Source organism: Virgibacillus dakarensis (assembly GCF_900155625.1).
Lineage (GTDB): Bacteria > Bacillota > Bacilli > Bacillales > Amphibacillaceae > Lentibacillus_C > Lentibacillus_C populi.
Genome location: NZ_LT732554.1, coordinates 768,499 through 785,788 on the forward strand (window position 1 = coordinate 768,499; position 17,290 = coordinate 785,788).

Genomic DNA, 17,290 nt, shown 5'->3' on the forward strand with positions numbered 1-17,290 from the left:
TTTTTATACTTTCTTGCCTATTTGAAGAAATAATATATTTTATGGAAAAAAGAGGAATTTTTTATGCATATTCAGCAACTAACATTAAAAAATTATCGGAATTATGATCAGCTGGACATCGCGTTTGATGATAAAATTAATTTAATTGTTGGTGAAAATGCACAAGGAAAGACAAATCTTATGGAAGCGATCTATGTTTTAGCATTCACGAGGTCACATCGAACACCAAGAGAGAAAGAACTTATCCAGTGGGAGCAAGAGTATGCTAAAATAGAAGGCAGGATAACAAAACGAAATCAAACCTTTCCACTTGAAATAGTTGTTTCAGCCAAGGGGAAAAAAGCAAAGCTGAATCGTATTGAACAACAGCGTTTAAGTGATTATATCGGAGCATTGAATGTTGTCATGTTTGCCCCTGAGGATTTGACTTTGGTAAAGGGTGCCCCACAAATTCGCAGACGCTTTATTGATATGGAGCTTGGTCAAATCCAGCCTCGATATGTGTATCATTTAGGACAGTACCAAAAAATATTAAAACAACGAAATCATTTATTAAAACAAATGCAGCCAGGAAATACGCAAGATCGTACCATGTTAGCAGTACTAACAGAACAATTAATTGAACATGCTGCAACATTACTGGAAAGACGATTTGTTTTCCTCGACATGTTGCGAAATTGGGCTAATCCGATTCATCATGGCATAAGCCGTGGACTGGAAAGCCTTGAGATCAGGTATTCTCCAACAATTGAAGTATCAGAAGCGACAAATAAGGAGAAAATAGAGACTGTATACTTGGATAAATTTCAACAATTACAGGAAAAAGAAATCGAACGTGGGACAACGTTAATTGGTCCGCATCGTGACGACCTGATTTTTCTGGTAAATAACAAAGATGTGCAAACATTCGGATCACAGGGACAGCAGCGAACAACCGCATTATCCATAAAATTGGCAGAAATTGAATTAATCCGCAATGAAGTCGGTGAATATCCCGTCCTCTTACTTGATGATGTGCTTAGTGAATTAGATGATTATCGGCAATCTCATTTGTTAAACACGATTCAAGGAAAAGTCCAAACCTTTGTATCCACCACCAATGTCGAAGGAATTAACCATGAAACATTGAAAAAGGCTGAGTTTTTCCGTGTTAAAGATGGGATTGTAGTTACATAGAGGTGGTGTTAAGGATTTTTATTCATATTGGCAATGATACGGTAATTCAATCGAAGGATGTTATTACCATTATTGATCGAAATGTAATTACCTCTTCTTCTGTAATGGAGGAGATGATGCATCATGCAAAAAAAGAAGAAAAGGTTGTAGGGGATACAGCTGATACAAAATCAGTTGTGGTGACCAGTGACTATATTTATTTTAGTTCCTTGTCTGTATCAACACTAAAGAAACGCGCAAGCATGATTTCAACGATAAGCAAACTTGATGATTATGCAGAGGAGCTTGAGTAACGATGAAAGGAACGGAACTAGCTGAAGGGAAAAATTCGGCTGCCGCGATGTTAACAATATTTATGCGAGGAAAAACCTCCTGAATGAAGAAATGTGGGTGAAAAAATGTCAATAGAAGACAAGGTAACAAATGAACAAGCCTATAATGCTGATCAAATCCAAGTCCTTGAAGGCTTGGAAGCAGTTCGAAAGCGACCTGGAATGTATATTGGATCGACAAGTGGAAAGGGCTTGCACCATCTTGTATGGGAAATTGTCGATAATAGTATTGATGAAGCATTAGCAGGTTATTGCGATCATATCCAGGTCATTATTGAAAAGGATAATAGTATTACAGTTAAAGATAATGGACGGGGAATCCCGGTTGGTATTCAGAAGAAAACAGGCAAACCGGCACTTGAAGTTATCATGACGGTACTTCACGCAGGTGGTAAATTCGGCGGCGGCGGATATAAAGTTTCTGGTGGCCTCCATGGTGTCGGTGCCTCTGTTGTTAATGCTTTGTCGAGCAATTTAGAAGTATATGTTCACCGTGAGGGAAAGATTCATTTCCTCGCATTTGAAAAAGGTGTACCACAAGATGAAATTAAAGTGATCGGTGAAACTGACATTACTGGAACGATTACTCATTTCAAGCCTGATCCGGATATTTTTACAGAAACAACGGCATTTGAATTTGAAGTATTACAGCAACGTGTACGTGAATTAGCCTTTTTAAATAAAGGAATAAGGATCTCGCTTGAAGATAAGCGTACGGATGAAGAGCCCGTTACTTATCATTATGAGGGCGGTATTCAGTCTTATGTGGAATATATTAACCGGACAAAAGAAGTTTTACATGAGCCCTTCTATGCGGAAACAGAGGAACAGCAAATTACTGTGGAAGTAGCGATTCAATATAACGATGGATTTGCCAGTAGTATTTATTCTTTTGCCAATAATATCCATACGTATGAAGGCGGGACACATGAATCAGGCTTTAAAACAGGGCTGACAAGAGTGATTAATGACTATGCCCGGAAAAATAATTTGTTTAAGGAAAATGACCCGAATTTAACAGGTGATGATGTTCGGGAAGGATTGACAGCAATTGTCTCGATCAAGCATCCGGATCCGCAATTCGAAGGACAAACGAAAACAAAGCTTGGAAATAGTGAAGTTCGCACAGTAACAGATGCGGCATTTAGTGAATCCTTCTCCGCCTTTTTATTTGAAAACCCAACTATCGCAAAGATTGTCGTAGAAAAAGGGTTAATGGCGTCCCGTGCACGAATGGCAGCGAAAAAGGCGCGGGAGTTGACAAGAAGAAAGAGTGCTCTGGAGGTTTCCAATTTGCCTGGTAAGCTTGCCGACTGTTCATCGCGAAATGCAGAAATTAGTGAGTTATATATTGTTGAGGGGGATTCAGCTGGCGGGTCTGCTAAACAAGGCCGTGATCGGCACTTTCAGGCAATTCTTCCATTACGCGGGAAAATTTTAAACGTCGAAAAGGCAAGGCTCGATAGAATTTTATCAAATAATGAAGTTCGGGCGATGATTACAGCACTGGGAACTGGTATTGCCGAGGACTTTGATATTACAAAAGCCCGTTACCATAAAGTTGTCATTATGACTGATGCTGATGTTGATGGTGCCCATATTAGAACATTATTATTAACGTTTTTCTACCGGTATATGCGTCCATTAATTGAAAATGGCTATATTTATATTGCCCAGCCGCCACTTTATAAAATACAGCAAGGCAAGACGGCGCATTATGCGTACGATGATAAAGAATTGGATCGTATTCTGGCAGAGATCCCGAAAACACCTAAACCAGGATTACAGCGTTATAAAGGTCTTGGTGAAATGAACGCGACACAGCTTTGGGAAACGACAATGGATCCGGAGAATCGTACATTATTGCAGGTGGAGCTTGCAGATGCGATTGATGCTGACCAGGTTTTTGATATTTTGATGGGTGATAATGTCGAACCAAGGCGTAATTTTATCGAGGAAAACGCCCAATATGTTAAAAATCTTGATGTATGATAGCGGAGGTCAGAGGTCGGAATCCGGAGGTCAGATTTGGAAAATTTTTAAATTCCCAATCTAACTTCTTAGCAGAATGTTTGATTACAGAATTTATATAATAGCTGGAGAGAAGTATAGATAAATAAATTGGCTATTTAGCTGTTTTATTTCAGTCTGACTTCTTCTCCCTGCATTTTTGGAAAAATGCGAAGGTGTTTTTCTAAAAGGAGGTATTTTAATGGCGGATCAACAACGTCCGAATGTTCAAGAAGTGAATATCAGCCAGGAAATGCGCACATCGTTTCTTGACTATGCTATGAGTGTTATTGTGTCACGTGCTCTCCCAGATGTACGTGACGGTTTGAAACCCGTTCATCGCAGAATATTATATGCGATGAACGATTTAGGTATGCATGCTGATAAAGCATATAAAAAATCCGCCCGTATTGTTGGGGAAGTTATTGGTAAGTATCATCCACACGGGGATTCCCCTGTATATGAATCAATGGTAAGAATGGCGCAGGATTTCAGTTATCGTTATATGCTCGTTGACGGGCATGGAAACTTTGGTTCAGTCGATGGCGATTCTGCGGCGGCAATGCGTTATACGGAAGCCCGTATGTCGAAAATATCCATGGAATTATTACGTGATATAAACAAAGACACGATTGATTACCAGGATAACTATGACGGTTCTGAACGCGAGCCTGCGGTTTTACCATCTCGCTTTCCGAACTTGCTCGTCAATGGGGCATCAGGAATTGCAGTTGGAATGGCAACGAATATTCCCCCGCACAATTTGGGTGAAACAATTGATGCTGTTCTGGCGGTTAGTAAGGATCCGGAAATCTCCATTGATGAGTTAATGGAAAATTATATTCATGGCCCCGACTTCCCAACTGCCGGTCAGATTCTTGGCCGCAGCGGGATCCGCAAAGCATACGAAACAGGTAAAGGTTCGATAACCATTCGAGCCAAAGTCCATATTGAAGAGCATGCAAATGGGAAATCAACGATTATTGCAACAGAATTACCATACCAGGTAAATAAAGCGAAATTGGTTGAAAAAATTGCTGAACTTGTCCGGGATAAACGGATTGACGGCATTACTGATTTACGCGATGAGTCCGATCGAAACGGTTTGCGGGTTGTGATGGAACTGCGCCGTGACGTTAATGCAAATGTCGTATTGAATAATTTGTACAAGTATACCGCGCTGCAAACTACATTCGGAATTAATATGCTCGCTTTAGTCGATGGTCATCCAAAGGTTTTATCGGTTAAACAAGCTTTGCAGCACTATTTGGACTATCAAAAAGTAATTATTAAACGCCGAACTGCATTTGAATTACGTAAGGCAGAGGCACGTGCACATATTTTGGAAGGTCTGCGTATCGCCCTGGATCATCTTGATGAAGTGATTTCGCTAATTCGTAATTCGAAAACAGCTGATATTGCCCGTGATGGGTTGATGGAACGCTTTAAGCTATCCGAAAAGCAAGCACAGGCAATTTTGGATATGCGTCTGCAGCGTTTAACAGGCCTGGAACGTGAAAAAATTGAAAATGAGTATAACGAGCTTTTAAAATTAATCGACGAATTAAAGGCAATTTTAGCCGACGAAGAAAAAGTTTTGGAGATTATCCGGGAAGAGCTTACCGAAATAAAAGAACGTTACGGGGATGATCGCCGTACCGAAATTATGCTCGGCGGCACCGATTTTATTGAGGATGAAGATTTAATTCCGGAAGAAAATATTGTGATTACATTGACACATAAAGGCTATATTAAACGGCTGCCATCCTCTACGTATCGCACACAGAAACGTGGTGGCCGAGGAATTCAGGGGATGGGAACGAATGAGGATGATTTTGTCGAGCATTTAGTGTCAACTTCCACCCATGATACCGTAATGTTCTTTACAAATAAAGGGAAGGTCTACAAAACAAAGGGCTATGAAATTCCGGAATTCAGCCGTACCGCAAAGGGAATTCCGCTTATTAACCTGCTGCAGGTGGAAAAAGATGAATGGGTTAATGCGGTCATTACGGTAAATGAATTTGCTGACGACTGGTATTTCTTCTTTACGACAAAATATGGCATATCCAAGCGCACGAAGCTTTCCCAATTTGCCAATATCCGTAAAGGTGGTTTAATTGCCTTAAATTTGCGTGACGAAGATGAATTAATTTCCGTAAGATTAACCGACGGAACGAAGCACATTATGATTGGTACCCGAAACGGCTATCTAATTCGCTTCCCGGAAGATCAGATTCGTTCCATGGGAAGAACCGCTGCGGGGGTTAAAGGTATTTCATTACGAGGTGATGATGAGGTTATCTCGATGGAAATCCTTGAAGCAGGCATGAACATTTTAAACGTGACAAATAAAGGGTATGGAAAGCAAACACCTGAAGTCGAATATCGCGTGACAAATCGTGGTGGAAAAGGTATTTTTACGTGTAATATTACTGAAAAAACAGGACATGTCGTAGCGGTGAAGGCCGTTACTGGCGAGGAAGATATCATGCTGATCACGGTTGCCGGTGTGTTAATTCGTATTCCAGTTGAAGGTATCTCGGAAACAGGTAGAAATACACAAGGAGTCCGGCTGATTCGTCTGCAGGATAATGAAGAGGTCGCAACGGTTGCTAAGATTGAACCGGATGAAGAAGAAGAAAGTGAACAGGAGAACGGCGATACACCTGATGAAAATGTGGAAAACAATGATAACGAGTAACAACTAGATAAAGAACATTCACAGGGTGACTAGAGCTGCATCAATGCTTCTTTAGTCACCTTTATTTTAAAGGATGGCTAAGGAGGGAACCAGATGCAGGTGAATCCATCACAACTTATGCCTGGCTGTGTGCTAATTAGCGATGTCATTGGCAAAACAAATCGACCAATTATTCCGAAAAACACTGTTTTAACAGCGTACCATATTACAGTACTGGAGAAATTCCTGGTGGAGTCCGTTGATGTAGCGGCTAAGCTTCAGGATGGAGAGCTTTTTACACCGAAACAGATACAAAAAGAAAAGGTAGAGCAAGCAATACCAGAAGTCGAGAAAACAAATAAAGTTCCGGAACGATTTACAGCACATTATTTAGCCGTTGTCGAACAATATCAGAAATTATTTACAAGCTGGCAAAATCATGTCCCCATTGATATGCCATCCGTAAGAAAACTGCTGATTCCATTATTTGAAAGGACTGTAGAAATTGGCCCGGAGGTGCTTACGTTAAACCGCTTTGTTCCAAAACCTGACTATTTTTATCACCATGGTGTAGCAGTTGGTATGCTTGCAGCGTATTTAGCCAAGAAAATGGGTTATCCAGAAGGGAAATGGCTGCAAATTGGCCTGGCAGGGTTTTTGTGTGATTGCGGGATGGCTAAAATTGATCCGAAAATTGTTGGCAAGGAAAGCATACTAACCGAATCTGAACAGGCTGAAATCAAGAAACACCCAATTTATTCCTATCGAATGATTGAGCACATTCCTTTCATCAAGCAGGAAGTGAAATTGGCTGTTTTGCAGCATCATGAGCGATTTGATGGAAGTGGCTATCCACTTGAGCTTTCTAAACAAAAAATTCATATCTATGCGAGAATCATCGCGATTTGTGATACTTATCACGCGATCACGTGTGAACGATCTTACAGGAAAAAGCAATCACCGTTCAGGGCAATTGAAGAGCTGCGGCATGAGCGTTTTTCCCAGCTTGATCATCATGTGGTACAAACCTTTATTCGTTGCCTCACGAATTATTCACCTGGAACCAGGGTCAGACTTTCGAACCAGCAAACAGGAGAAATTGTTTTTATGGAAGACAACTATCCAACAAGGCCAATTGTCAGGATGGATGAAACTGGTAACGTTATATCACTAAAAGACGATACGGCATTGTTTATTGATGAAATTCTTCCATAACATTGTTTTTGAGTTCCGGTACTTAAGGGGTGCGCCGGGATTAAATTATTTGATCTTGAATTCATCCTTGCATCAGTTCCATCCCCAATAGGAAAGGTATTTTTTTATTTGTTATCGTTAGAAACTGCTGAATGAAAGGATAATCTATTTCAGTTTTCGTTGCCAGAAGTTCTCCCCACCATTCTGTTTCATATCGGCTTATCATACTTAAATTGTAGAGCAACAAATAATGGATCAGTACTTCCGGAATAGTCAGGAAGCTATCTCGATTCATTGGGAAGTAAATCTCACCATCCCGATGATAGAAAAATGGCCCTACGGAAAAGCTGATTGGTTCTGTTAATTCCAGTTGCAGCTGATCGGCATTTACATTTGTCTCTTTAATCGGTGGCAAATGTGCCGATATTCGTTTCAAAAATGCCTTTTCCGTCAAGAAATAAGTGTCTAATAAGCTTAAAGGAAAGGTGAGTTTGTTTGTGTCTGCTTTCCCGACTGAAAGCAATTTTCTATGGCCGGAAAACAAAAATAAATCACTCATTTCCGGAATAAGTGTAAACAGCTCATCCATATTTATTTTTTCAAAGGGGATATGATCCATCCTGTACAAATGCTTTGCTGCATACGAAAACAATCCATTGTGCTGTATTTTGACCTCATCGTTAATAAATGTGTATTGCTTCTTTTTTCTCTTCCTTGTTGATACACCGTGAGCAAGGATGGATGTTGATTCCGGGTAATCCGGCCGTTTCGTCAAGAGACATGCTTTTAATAAATGGGTCAATCCGTAGAATAATAAAATCGGCTGCATAAATATGGGGGAACGTTGACCCGCTGAAAAAAACTGCCTTCCATGGTCAAGATAATACATGAACGCATTGCAGTTTTCATAGCTCTTTGCTTTCGCGTCAACACCAGGCAATTTTTTATAGCATTGCTTCAAATAATGACGCGCAGTCTCCTGTGATTGTAAGTATGTGTAAAATAATGCTGTATCTTGTTCCCACATAAAGGCTTCCCTCTTAAGTATTAAAAAATTTTGAATCTATTTTCTTCTCTTTGGCAGCAAATCTTTTATTGAAAAAGCGTTTTGGATAACGTATTGTATATAACAATAATAGTGTAACCTAGTGATCAAAAATATACACAGACAGCCAAAATCTAAAGGAGGAAAATTCATGCGAACGGATAAGTTTTCCAAGGAAGGGTTAACATTTGATGATGTGCTATTGGTTCCTGACAAGTCAGAGGTTTTGCCCAAGGAAGTCGAATTAAAAACGGAATTGTCAGCTAATTTAAAGCTCAATGCACCACTTATTAGTGCAGGGATGGACACGGTAACGGAAGCAACGATGGCAATCGCGATGGCCCGCCAAGGCGGTTTGGGCGTTATTCATAAAAATATGTCGATTGAAGATCAGGCGGAAGAAGTTGATCGGGTAAAACGTTCGGAAAGTGGTGTAATTACCAATCCTTTCTTTTTAACACCGGAGCATCAGGTTTACGATGCAGAACACCTGATGGGCAAATTCCGGATTTCCGGCGTACCGATTGTGAATAGTATTGATGAACAAAAACTGGTCGGCATTTTAACGAATCGTGACTTACGCTTTATCCAGGATTATTCAACATTGATTAAAGATGTGATGACAAGTGAAAATCTTGTTACGGCCCCTGTTGGTACAACGATTGATGAGGCAGAAAACATTCTCCAGCACCATAAAATAGAAAAACTTCCTTTAATTGATAATGAAGGTATACTTAAAGGTCTTATTACGATAAAAGATATTGAAAAAGCGATTGAGTTCCCAAATGCTGCGAAAGATGTACACGGAAGATTGCTGGTAGGTGCAGCTGTGGGTGTAACTGCGGATGGCATGAAACGGATTGAAAAATTGGTTGATGCCGGTGTTGATGTAATTGTTATTGATACCGCTCATGGTCATTCAAAAGGTGTATTGGATCAGTTACGTGCCGTAAGAAAAGCTTACCCTGATTTGGACATTATTGCTGGCAATGTTGCGACAGCTGAAGCAACAAAAGCCTTGATTGAGGCTGGCGCTACAATTGTGAAGGTTGGAATCGGCCCAGGGTCAATTTGTACAACCAGGGTCGTTGCTGGTGTTGGTGTACCGCAAATAACGGCGGTGAACGATTGTGCAATGGCTGCAGCGGAATATGGTATAGCGGTAATTGCCGACGGTGGTATTAAGTATTCTGGTGATGTTGTCAAGGCACTTGCTGCTGGTGCACATGCCGTCATGCTTGGCAGTATGTTTGCCGGTGTTTCCGAAAGCCCAGGCGAAACGGAAATTTTCCAAGGGCGCCGCTACAAAGTATACCGTGGGATGGGTTCTGTTGGTGCAATGAAGGCTGGATCAAAGGATCGATATTTCCAGGAAACAGAAGATACAAAAAAACTTGTTCCAGAGGGTATTGAAGGAAGAGTAGCGTATAAAGGCCCACTTGCTGACACGGTTCATCAATTACTTGGCGGGCTGCGTGCAGGTATGGGATATTGCGGGACCCCAACCATTAAGGCTTTACGGGAGGATGCCAGATTTGTTCGTATTACCAATGCAGGATTACGTGAAAGCCATCCGCATGACGTGCAAATAACGAAGGAAGCACCTAATTATTCTGTATAAAATAGGCCTGTTCGTTAACCGGCACCGAGTTTGTCTAATTTAATTTAAAATAGTAGTGTTTTCCTATACAAAATTTTACTAGATAGGGACTATTCCCTGTCTATTTTTTTACCTTTTCTTATGGTAAAATACTAAAGATGCATACTATTTTCAGGCGGAGGTAGAGAAAGTGAAATACAAATTACAGAGAAATATGTCGCTATTACTTGCATTGCTCGTAGTAATGGCATCGTTACTAGTACAGCCATTTTCTGTACAAGCAGCAGGAACAGTAGATATCGATGCTGAATCAGCTATTTTGGTTGATGCAGAAACAGGAAAAATAATTTATTCAAAAAATCCTGACGTAGCACTCCCTCCAGCTAGTATGACCAAAATGATGACCGAATACCTTGTATGGGAAGCTATCGAAAAGGGTCAAATCAGCTGGGACACAACAACACAGATTAGTGACTATCCATACAGTATATCTGCGGATTCTACTTTTTCAGGTGTAGGTTTAACACAAAATAAGGATTATACGGTAAAGCAGCTCTATGAAGCAATGGCGATCAATTCTGATAATGGTACAACCATTGCACTGGCTGAATTAATTGCAGGATCTGAAGGTGAGTTTGTTAAACTAATGAATAAAAAGGCGGAAGAAATGGGTCTGCCTGATTACAAGTTTGTTAATGCATCTGGATTAGCAAACGAAGATTTAGGAAAAAATCACCCGAAAGGTACGGAACCGGATGCCAATAATTTATTGTCCGCAAGATCAGCTGCATTACTGGCGTATAATTTAATTAATGATTATCCGAAAGCTTTGGAAATTTCCAGTATTCCAGAAGCAACGTTTGAAGATCAGACAATTCGCAATTGGAACTGGATGCTGTCACATGATAAAAAGGATGCAAGTTCACTTACACAATTTTATTACGAAGGTGTAGATGGACTAAAAACCGGCTACACCGATCTTGCTGGTTATTGTTTTACCGGAACAGCAGAACGGGATGGCCAGCGTCTCATTTCCGTAGTTATGAAAACAAAAAGTGACGAAGCAAGGTTTAAGCAAACTGCTAAATTATTTGATTATGGTTTTCAAAATTTCCAAACGAAAGAGTTATTTGCGAAAGGGTATCAATTAAAAGATAACAAGACTCTTCCAGTCGCAAAAGGAAAAGCGGATACAGTTGAAATTGCAACAAATAAAGCAGTAAAAGTCCCTCTTAAAAATGGGGAAGAGAAAAAATACACAATAAAATATCATATCAATAAAGATAAACTGAATAAAAATGGGGAATTGAAGGCTCCGGTTAAAAAGGGTGAAAAAATAGGTACGGCCGAAGTAGTTTTCAAAGGCAAAAACGACTATGGCTATATTTTTGACGCCAATGCTAATGATACAGTTGATATTGTTACGACCGAGGCTGTGGAAAAAGACAATTGGTTCATGCTGTTACTCGGATCCATCGGTGCGTTTTTCAGTAATCTGTTCTCCACGATTGTTGATACGGTAAAAGGCTGGTTTTAGGTATTAAAATGAGATAGAAAGTTTACAAGAGGGGGAATTTTTATGGGAAACACTGGTACTGATCGTGTAAAACGTGGAATGGCAGAAATGCAAAAAGGCGGCGTTATCATGGATGTTGTCAATGCCGAGCAAGCAAAAATAGCTGAACAAGCAGGGGCAGTTGCGGTTATGGCATTAGAACGTGTTCCATCGGACATTCGTGCTGCAGGCGGTGTCGCTCGTATGGCAGATCCAACCATTACGGAAGAAGTTTTAAACGCAGTAACCATTCCGGTTATGGCAAAAACTCGAATTGGCCATATTGTTGAAGCACGTGTCTTAGAAGCAATGGGTGTTGATTACATTGATGAAAGTGAAGTTCTGACGCCAGCAGATGAGGTTTTCCACCTGAAAAAATCGGATTATACGGTGCCATTTGTTTGCGGCTGCCGCAATTTGGGTGAGGCTGCCCGCCGGATTGGTGAAGGGGCGTCCATGCTGCGGACGAAAGGAGAACCTGGAACAGGAAATATCGTTGAAGCTGTTCGCCATATGCGTCAGGTTCAGTCTGAAATCCGTAAGCTTACGGCAATGTCAGCAGATGAGGTAATGACATATGCAAAAGAAATCGGTGCACCGTACGAACTCTTATTACAAATCCGGGAAGAAGGTCGCCTGCCGGTTGTTAACTTTGCGGCTGGTGGAATTGCCACTCCAAGTGACGCTGCGTTGATGATGGAGCTCGGAGCAGACGGCGTATTTGTCGGATCTGGTATTTTCAAATCGGACAATCCGGAAAAGTTTGCAAAAGCGATTGTGGAAGCAACGACCCATTACAAAGACTATCAATTGATCGCAGAGCTTTCCAAAGGTCTCGGTACGGCAATGAAAGGAATTGAAATGAGTACCCTAACCGCCGCTGACCGCATGCAGGATCGTAGTGAGTAGAAAGAAGGAATAACGATGATGACGATTGGTGTACTTGCATTGCAGGGTGCCGTACGTGAGCATATTCGCTCGATTGAAGCTGCAGGTGCAAAAGCTATGGAAATAAAGCGGAAAGAGCAGCTTGCAGAAATCGATGGGCTCATTTTGCCCGGCGGGGAAAGTACGACAATGCGCAGACTTATTGATAGCTATGGTTTTTTCTCGGCAATTCAGCAGTTCGGTGAAACGGGAAAACCGATTTTTGGTACCTGTGCAGGCTTAATCTTGATGGCAAAAGAAATCGATGGTCAGGAAGCACACCTGGGGTTAATGAATATGAAAGTAGCCAGAAATGCGTTTGGACGTCAGGTTGCAAGCTTTGAGACAGACCTTCCGATTGTCCACGTTGCTAACGATTTTAATGCCGTATTTATCCGGGCACCATATATTTTAGAGGCTGGGTCCGATGTGGAGATTTTGGCAACATATGATGATAAAATAGTTGCAGCTAAACAAGGGCATTATATTTGTACTGCTTTTCATCCGGAATTAACCGATGATAACCGATTTATGGAATATTTTGTTGAAATGGTGGAACAATCTATAAAAACACTTGCTTCTTAAAGCTATATTAGCTATGATTTAGGTAACATAGGATCGTTGTAAAAGTAATGACAGGAAATAGTAACAGTGTGTAATGCTAAAGAGAGTCGATGGCTGGTGTAAATCGATACAGGAATACTGTGAATCCATCCTTGAGCTGGTTTACTGAAATGTGTAGGTAAGCCCGGTTAATAACCGTTAATGTATTGGAGCCGGAAGATTTTTTCTTCAACAAGGGTGGCAACGCGGGAATAGACTCTCGTCCCTACATTCAGGGATGGGAGTTTTTTGATTTGTAAGGAAAATAAGGAGGAATTGAACAATGCTTGATATGAAGTATTTACGTAATAATTTTGATGAGGTAAAGGGGAAATTAGCCCATCGCGGTGAGGATTTATCGGAGCTTGCGAAATTCGGAGAGCTTGATACGAGACGTCGGGAATTAATTTCTGAGACAGAAAAATTAAAGGCGAAACGGAACGAAACGTCCCAGCAAATAGCTGCCCTGAAAAAGGAGAAAAAGGATGCTGACGCTGTTATTAAAGAAATGCGCGAAGTTGGCGAACAAATTAAAGCATTCGATACGGAACTAAAGGAAATTGAAGCGAAACTTTCCCAGATTATGCTCTCCATTCCGAATATTCCGCATGAAAGCGTTCCGGTTGGGGAAGATGAGGATGATAATGTAGAAGTGCGTAAATGGGGCGTAATTCCCGAGTTTGGTTTTGCAGCAAAGGCACATTGGGATATCGCTACAGATTTGGAAATCCTTGATTTTGAAGCTGCAGCAAAAGTTACTGGCAGCAGATTTGTTTTTTATAAAGGTGTGGGTGCCCGATTGGAGCGTGCCTTGCTCAATTTCATGATGGATCTGCACGCCGATGAACATGGTTATGAGGAAATGCTGCCACCATATATTGTCAACCGCACAAGCTTGACCGGTACAGGACAATTACCGAAATTTGAAGAAGATGCGTTTAAGCTTGAAGAATGGGATTATTTCCTGAATCCAACTGCTGAGGTGGCAGTAACCAATTATCACCGGGATGATATTTTAAAGGTAAAAGATCTGCCGAAAAAATATGTCGCATTTAGTACAAGTTTCCGTTCTGAAGCAGGATCTGCCGGACGAGACACCCGTGGCTTGATTCGTCAGCACCAATTTAATAAAGTAGAGCTTGTTCACTTTGTAAAACCGGAAGATTCGTATGATACATTAGAAATGTTAACAGGCCACGCGGAAAAAGTACTGCAGCTGTTAAAACTTCCATATCGAGTTATGAGCATGTGTACGGGAGATTTAGGTTTTACCGCTGCGAAAAAATATGATATCGAAGTATGGATTCCAACACAGGAAACGTACCGGGAGATTTCTTCTTGCTCCAATTTTGAAGATTTCCAGGCAAGACGTGCAGGAATTCGCTTCCGCCGTGAAGAAAAAGGAAAGCCGGAATTTGTTCATACGCTAAACGGATCTGGCCTGGCAATTGGTCGTACTGTCGCAGCTATTTTGGAAAATTACCAGCAGGAAGACGGCTCTGTTGTTGTACCGGAAGTATTGCAGCCGTATATGGGTGGAAAGAAAGTTATAAGGTAACCAAACTAAAATCCCAGGTTTTAATAGGACCTGGGATTTTATCTTAAAATCCCCGCGAGCTCAATCCTCTACGCATGACGCTATTCCGAGCAAAAACCATTAATGTTATTGCAACCATTCCTTCCGCTACTGGTAGTGCAAGCCAAATTCCTGTCGTTCCAAATAAGAGCGGCAAGATAAACAGCATTCCTATTAACAAAATAAAGCCACGGAACAGCGTGATCCCTACAGAAGGGCGGACATAGCCGATTGACTGATAATAGGTCATGTAAATGAAATTTGTCCCCATAAACAAATAACCAAGGAAAAACCATTTAATTCCTTTTGCAGCTAGCTCAGCGATTTCCGGAGTTTCTACACCAAAAATCGATACAAGGAAGTCAGCACCAATATAGCCAATGCCCAAAAATAATAGGCCAAGTGCAAGTCCGGTTATTTCAGCAACTTTCACGGTTTCCTTAATCGAGTTAAATTGTTTGGCTCCATAATAAAAGCTGATCATTGGTTGAATCGATTGGCCGATACCGATAAATGCCAAAAACATAAACGTGTGCAAATAGTTAATAACGGAAAAAGCAGCAAGTCCTGTTGTACCAGCGTAATAGGCGATTGCAATATTATAGCCCATTACAAAAACACCTGTCCCTGCTTCAGACAAAAAGCTAGGCATACCAATGGCGCTAATTTGTTTTATATGCTGCATGTTCCATTTTGTCCTGATAAATTTTAAACCAGAATCTTTTTTAAAGAAATGAAACAAATAGACGACAAGACCCGCAAAAGTTGCGATTACTGTTGCTAACGCTGCTCCTGTTACTTCCCAATTGAGGATAAAGATCATCCAGTAATCAAGCACAATATTGAGTAGTGCCGAAACAACCAAGCCAATCATCGCCAGCTGTGGATCACCATCATTTCGTACAAAAATACTGAAAAAGTTTTCCCAGGCAAGAATCACCGAAAAAATTAGTAATATTCTCATGTAATCAACCGTATATGGAAGTGTTTCTTCATTTGCTCCAAATAGATTGGCAAGTGCATCCATATTTACATAACTGATCAGGGCGATAATTACTGTAACAAGTGTTAGAAAGATAAACGAAATAGTAAATAGCCCTTGAGCTTGTTTTTGGTTTCCCTCTCCCATTGCCATGGAATATAATGTTCCGCCTCCTACTCCAATAAGCAGGGCAATGGAAATAATAATGGAAAAAACGGGTACCGCCACATTCACACTCGCGAGTGCAACAGACCCTACCCCATTCCCTACAAAAATGCCATCAACGACAACATTTATCGACATCAGCATCATGCCGAGAAGTGTCGGGATAAAGTATTGAAAAAAGCTTTTGGTTGCAGATTGTGTCGCCAAACGTTCGTTTAGAGTACTCATATAAGTCACCTCAGAGCATGCAAATTACTTTCTATTTTAATCTCTTGGGTAAGGATAGTCCATTATTAATCGAAATTAATATCAATTAGTTGCTTGTATCTATTTTTTGCAGTAGCATGTAAAATATTAATTTCATTCTAAATAGCTGATAAGGAGCAAATGTGATGAAAGCAGTTGTGGTCAATCAACCTGGTGGCGCGGAACAATTACAATTTCAAGAATTTCCTAAACCGGCATTAGAAAGCGGCGAATTGTTAATAAAGGTAAAAGCCTCTGCAATAAATCGTACCGATATTATGACACGAGAAGGCAAATCCGGATATATGAATAATCCGATTCTGGGCATAGAAGTTGCCGGGGAAGTTGAGAAAGCTGCAGAAGGAACGGATATAGAGGTTGGTACCCGAGTGATGGGTCTGGTAAATGGCGGGGGGTACGCTGAGTATGCGGTGATGCCTGCAGATCGGGCGATAAAGATTCCTGAAAATTTGTCTTATGCAGAAGCTGCTGCTATTCCAGAGGTATTTCTAACTGCCTATCAGACGTTATTTTGGTTGGGTAATATAACGAATCAGGATACCGTTCTCATCCATGCGGGCGGCAGTGGGGTTGGTACCGCAGCTATCCAATTAACAAAACAATTAACCAATGCAAAAATTATTACGACAGCAGGCTCACAGGAAAAATTGGATTTTTGTCGTTCGCTTGGCGCGGATATTGGCATAAACTATAAAGAACAACGCTTTGCTGAGGAAGTCTTAAAAGCAACCAACAATCATGGGGCACATGTCATACTTGATTTTGTTGGTGCCTCCTATTGGGAGCAAAACCTGAAAAGCATTGCAATCGATGGTCGCTGGGTACTAATTGGTGTGCTGGGTGGATCATTGGTAGAGAAAGTAGACTTAATGTCACTCCTGGCGAAGAGAATCCATCTAAAGGGTACATTATTAACACCTAGAAGTGATTCCTATAAAAAAGCCTTAACAGAGGAATTTAGTCGAAAAGCAATACCTTTATTTAAACAAAATAAATTAAAAGCTATTGTCGATCGTACTTTCCCATTCGAGGACATTCAAAAAGCACATCGACATATGGAGGAAAATAAAAACATTGGTAAAATCGTGCTAAAAGTCGATTAAAACGTAACCAAAACTTCGTGCTAAATAATGTATATTTCCGTTTGACAAGCTATTATGGAGCATGGTATATTA

Annotated in this window: 13 protein-coding genes and 1 other annotated feature; of the genes, 11 read left to right on the forward strand and 2 right to left on the reverse strand. The window is 40.8% G+C overall.

Annotated elements, in window-relative coordinates; translation table 11 throughout:
* The first annotated feature begins 63 nt into the window (after positions 1 to 63).
* The 5 genes from recF to CZ382_RS13385 all read left to right on the forward strand — a co-directional run bounded on the left by recF (position 64) and on the right by CZ382_RS13385 (position 7,416).
* A complete protein-coding gene (gene recF / locus CZ382_RS13365) occupies positions 64 to 1,176 on the forward strand; it encodes a DNA replication/repair protein RecF (protein WP_088051706.1) in 1,113 nt (370 codons plus the stop codon).
* Between the two features lie 14 nt (positions 1,177 to 1,190).
* Positions 1,191 to 1,469: an extracellular matrix regulator RemB gene (gene remB / locus CZ382_RS13370; RefSeq protein ID WP_088053470.1), complete on the forward strand. Its 279-nt coding sequence runs from the start codon at positions 1,191 to 1,193 to the stop codon at positions 1,467 to 1,469.
* Positions 1,470 to 1,574: 105 nt separating this feature from the next.
* Positions 1,575 to 3,500, forward strand: a complete 1,926-nt coding sequence (gene gyrB / locus CZ382_RS13375) for a DNA topoisomerase (ATP-hydrolyzing) subunit B (protein ID WP_088051707.1) — start codon at positions 1,575 to 1,577, stop codon at positions 3,498 to 3,500.
* Positions 3,501 to 3,720: 220 nt separating this feature from the next.
* Entirely contained in the window at positions 3,721 to 6,222 is a 2,502-nt protein-coding gene (gyrA, locus tag CZ382_RS13380) for a DNA gyrase subunit A (RefSeq protein ID WP_088051708.1), read from the forward strand.
* A gap of 93 nt (positions 6,223 to 6,315) precedes the next feature.
* Complete coding sequence (locus CZ382_RS13385) at positions 6,316 to 7,416, forward strand: HD-GYP domain-containing protein (protein ID WP_088051709.1); 1,101 nt, start codon at positions 6,316 to 6,318, stop codon at positions 7,414 to 7,416.
* Between the two features lie 61 nt (positions 7,417 to 7,477).
* On the opposite strand, the gene CZ382_RS13390 is transcribed toward CZ382_RS13385, so the two are convergent.
* Positions 7,478 to 8,422, reverse strand: a complete 945-nt coding sequence (locus CZ382_RS13390; RefSeq protein ID WP_088051710.1) for a YaaC family protein — start codon at positions 8,420 to 8,422, stop codon at positions 7,478 to 7,480.
* A 169-nt stretch (positions 8,423 to 8,591) separates the two neighbouring features.
* On the opposite strand from CZ382_RS13390, the gene guaB reads away from it, so the two are divergent.
* The 5 genes from guaB (at position 8,592) to serS (ending at position 14,683) form a co-directional block, all read left to right on the forward strand.
* Entirely contained in the window at positions 8,592 to 10,061 is a 1,470-nt protein-coding gene (gene guaB / locus CZ382_RS13395; RefSeq protein ID WP_088051711.1) for an IMP dehydrogenase, read from the forward strand.
* A gap of 169 nt (positions 10,062 to 10,230) precedes the next feature.
* Positions 10,231 to 11,577, forward strand: a complete 1,347-nt coding sequence (locus tag CZ382_RS13400; RefSeq protein WP_088051712.1) for a serine hydrolase — start codon at positions 10,231 to 10,233, stop codon at positions 11,575 to 11,577.
* Between the two features lie 42 nt (positions 11,578 to 11,619).
* Positions 11,620 to 12,504, forward strand: coding sequence for a pyridoxal 5'-phosphate synthase lyase subunit PdxS (gene pdxS, locus CZ382_RS13405; RefSeq protein WP_088051713.1), 885 nt, complete (start codon positions 11,620 to 11,622; stop codon positions 12,502 to 12,504).
* 15 nt (positions 12,505 to 12,519) lie between these two features.
* Positions 12,520 to 13,107 carry a pyridoxal 5'-phosphate synthase glutaminase subunit PdxT gene (gene pdxT / locus CZ382_RS13410; RefSeq protein WP_088051714.1) on the forward strand — a complete coding sequence of 196 codons (588 nt, stop codon included), beginning with the start codon at positions 12,520 to 12,522 and terminating at the stop codon, positions 13,105 to 13,107.
* 38 nt (positions 13,108 to 13,145) lie between these two features.
* Positions 13,146 to 13,356, forward strand: a binding site (T-box leader).
* 52 nt (positions 13,357 to 13,408) lie between these two features.
* Positions 13,409 to 14,683 (forward strand): serine--tRNA ligase, encoded by a 1,275-nt coding sequence (serS, locus tag CZ382_RS13415; protein ID WP_088051715.1) that lies wholly within the window; start codon positions 13,409 to 13,411, stop codon positions 14,681 to 14,683.
* 43 nt (positions 14,684 to 14,726) lie between these two features.
* On the opposite strand, the gene CZ382_RS13420 is transcribed toward serS, so the two are convergent.
* Positions 14,727 to 16,076 (reverse strand): MATE family efflux transporter, encoded by a 1,350-nt coding sequence (locus CZ382_RS13420; protein WP_088051716.1) that lies wholly within the window; start codon positions 16,074 to 16,076, stop codon positions 14,727 to 14,729.
* Positions 16,077 to 16,240: 164 nt separating this feature from the next.
* Between CZ382_RS13420 and CZ382_RS13425 the strand changes: the two genes are divergently transcribed.
* Positions 16,241 to 17,218 (forward strand): NAD(P)H-quinone oxidoreductase, encoded by a 978-nt coding sequence (locus CZ382_RS13425; protein ID WP_088051717.1) that lies wholly within the window; start codon positions 16,241 to 16,243, stop codon positions 17,216 to 17,218.
* Positions 17,219 to 17,290: the final 72 nt, after the last annotated feature.

Coding starts and splice junctions, on each gene's coding strand:
- pdxT (WP_088051714.1), top strand. CDS start 12,520: ATGATGACGATTGGTGTACTTGCATTGCAGGGTGCCGTACGTGAGCAT.
- pdxS (WP_088051713.1), top strand. CDS start 11,620: ATGGGAAACACTGGTACTGATCGTGTAAAACGTGGAATGGCAGAAATG.
- guaB (WP_088051711.1), top strand. CDS start 8,592: ATGCGAACGGATAAGTTTTCCAAGGAAGGGTTAACATTTGATGATGTG.
- CZ382_RS13385 (WP_088051709.1), top strand. CDS start 6,316: ATGCAGGTGAATCCATCACAACTTATGCCTGGCTGTGTGCTAATTAGC.
- CZ382_RS13390 (WP_088051710.1), bottom strand. CDS start 8,422: ATGTGGGAACAAGATACAGCATTATTTTACACATACTTACAATCACAG.
- serS (WP_088051715.1), top strand. CDS start 13,409: ATGCTTGATATGAAGTATTTACGTAATAATTTTGATGAGGTAAAGGGG.
- CZ382_RS13420 (WP_088051716.1), bottom strand. CDS start 16,076: ATGAGTACTCTAAACGAACGTTTGGCGACACAATCTGCAACCAAAAGC.
- gyrB (WP_088051707.1), top strand. CDS start 1,575: ATGTCAATAGAAGACAAGGTAACAAATGAACAAGCCTATAATGCTGAT.
- gyrA (WP_088051708.1), top strand. CDS start 3,721: ATGGCGGATCAACAACGTCCGAATGTTCAAGAAGTGAATATCAGCCAG.
- CZ382_RS13425 (WP_088051717.1), top strand. CDS start 16,241: ATGAAAGCAGTTGTGGTCAATCAACCTGGTGGCGCGGAACAATTACAA.
- recF (WP_088051706.1), top strand. CDS start 64: ATGCATATTCAGCAACTAACATTAAAAAATTATCGGAATTATGATCAG.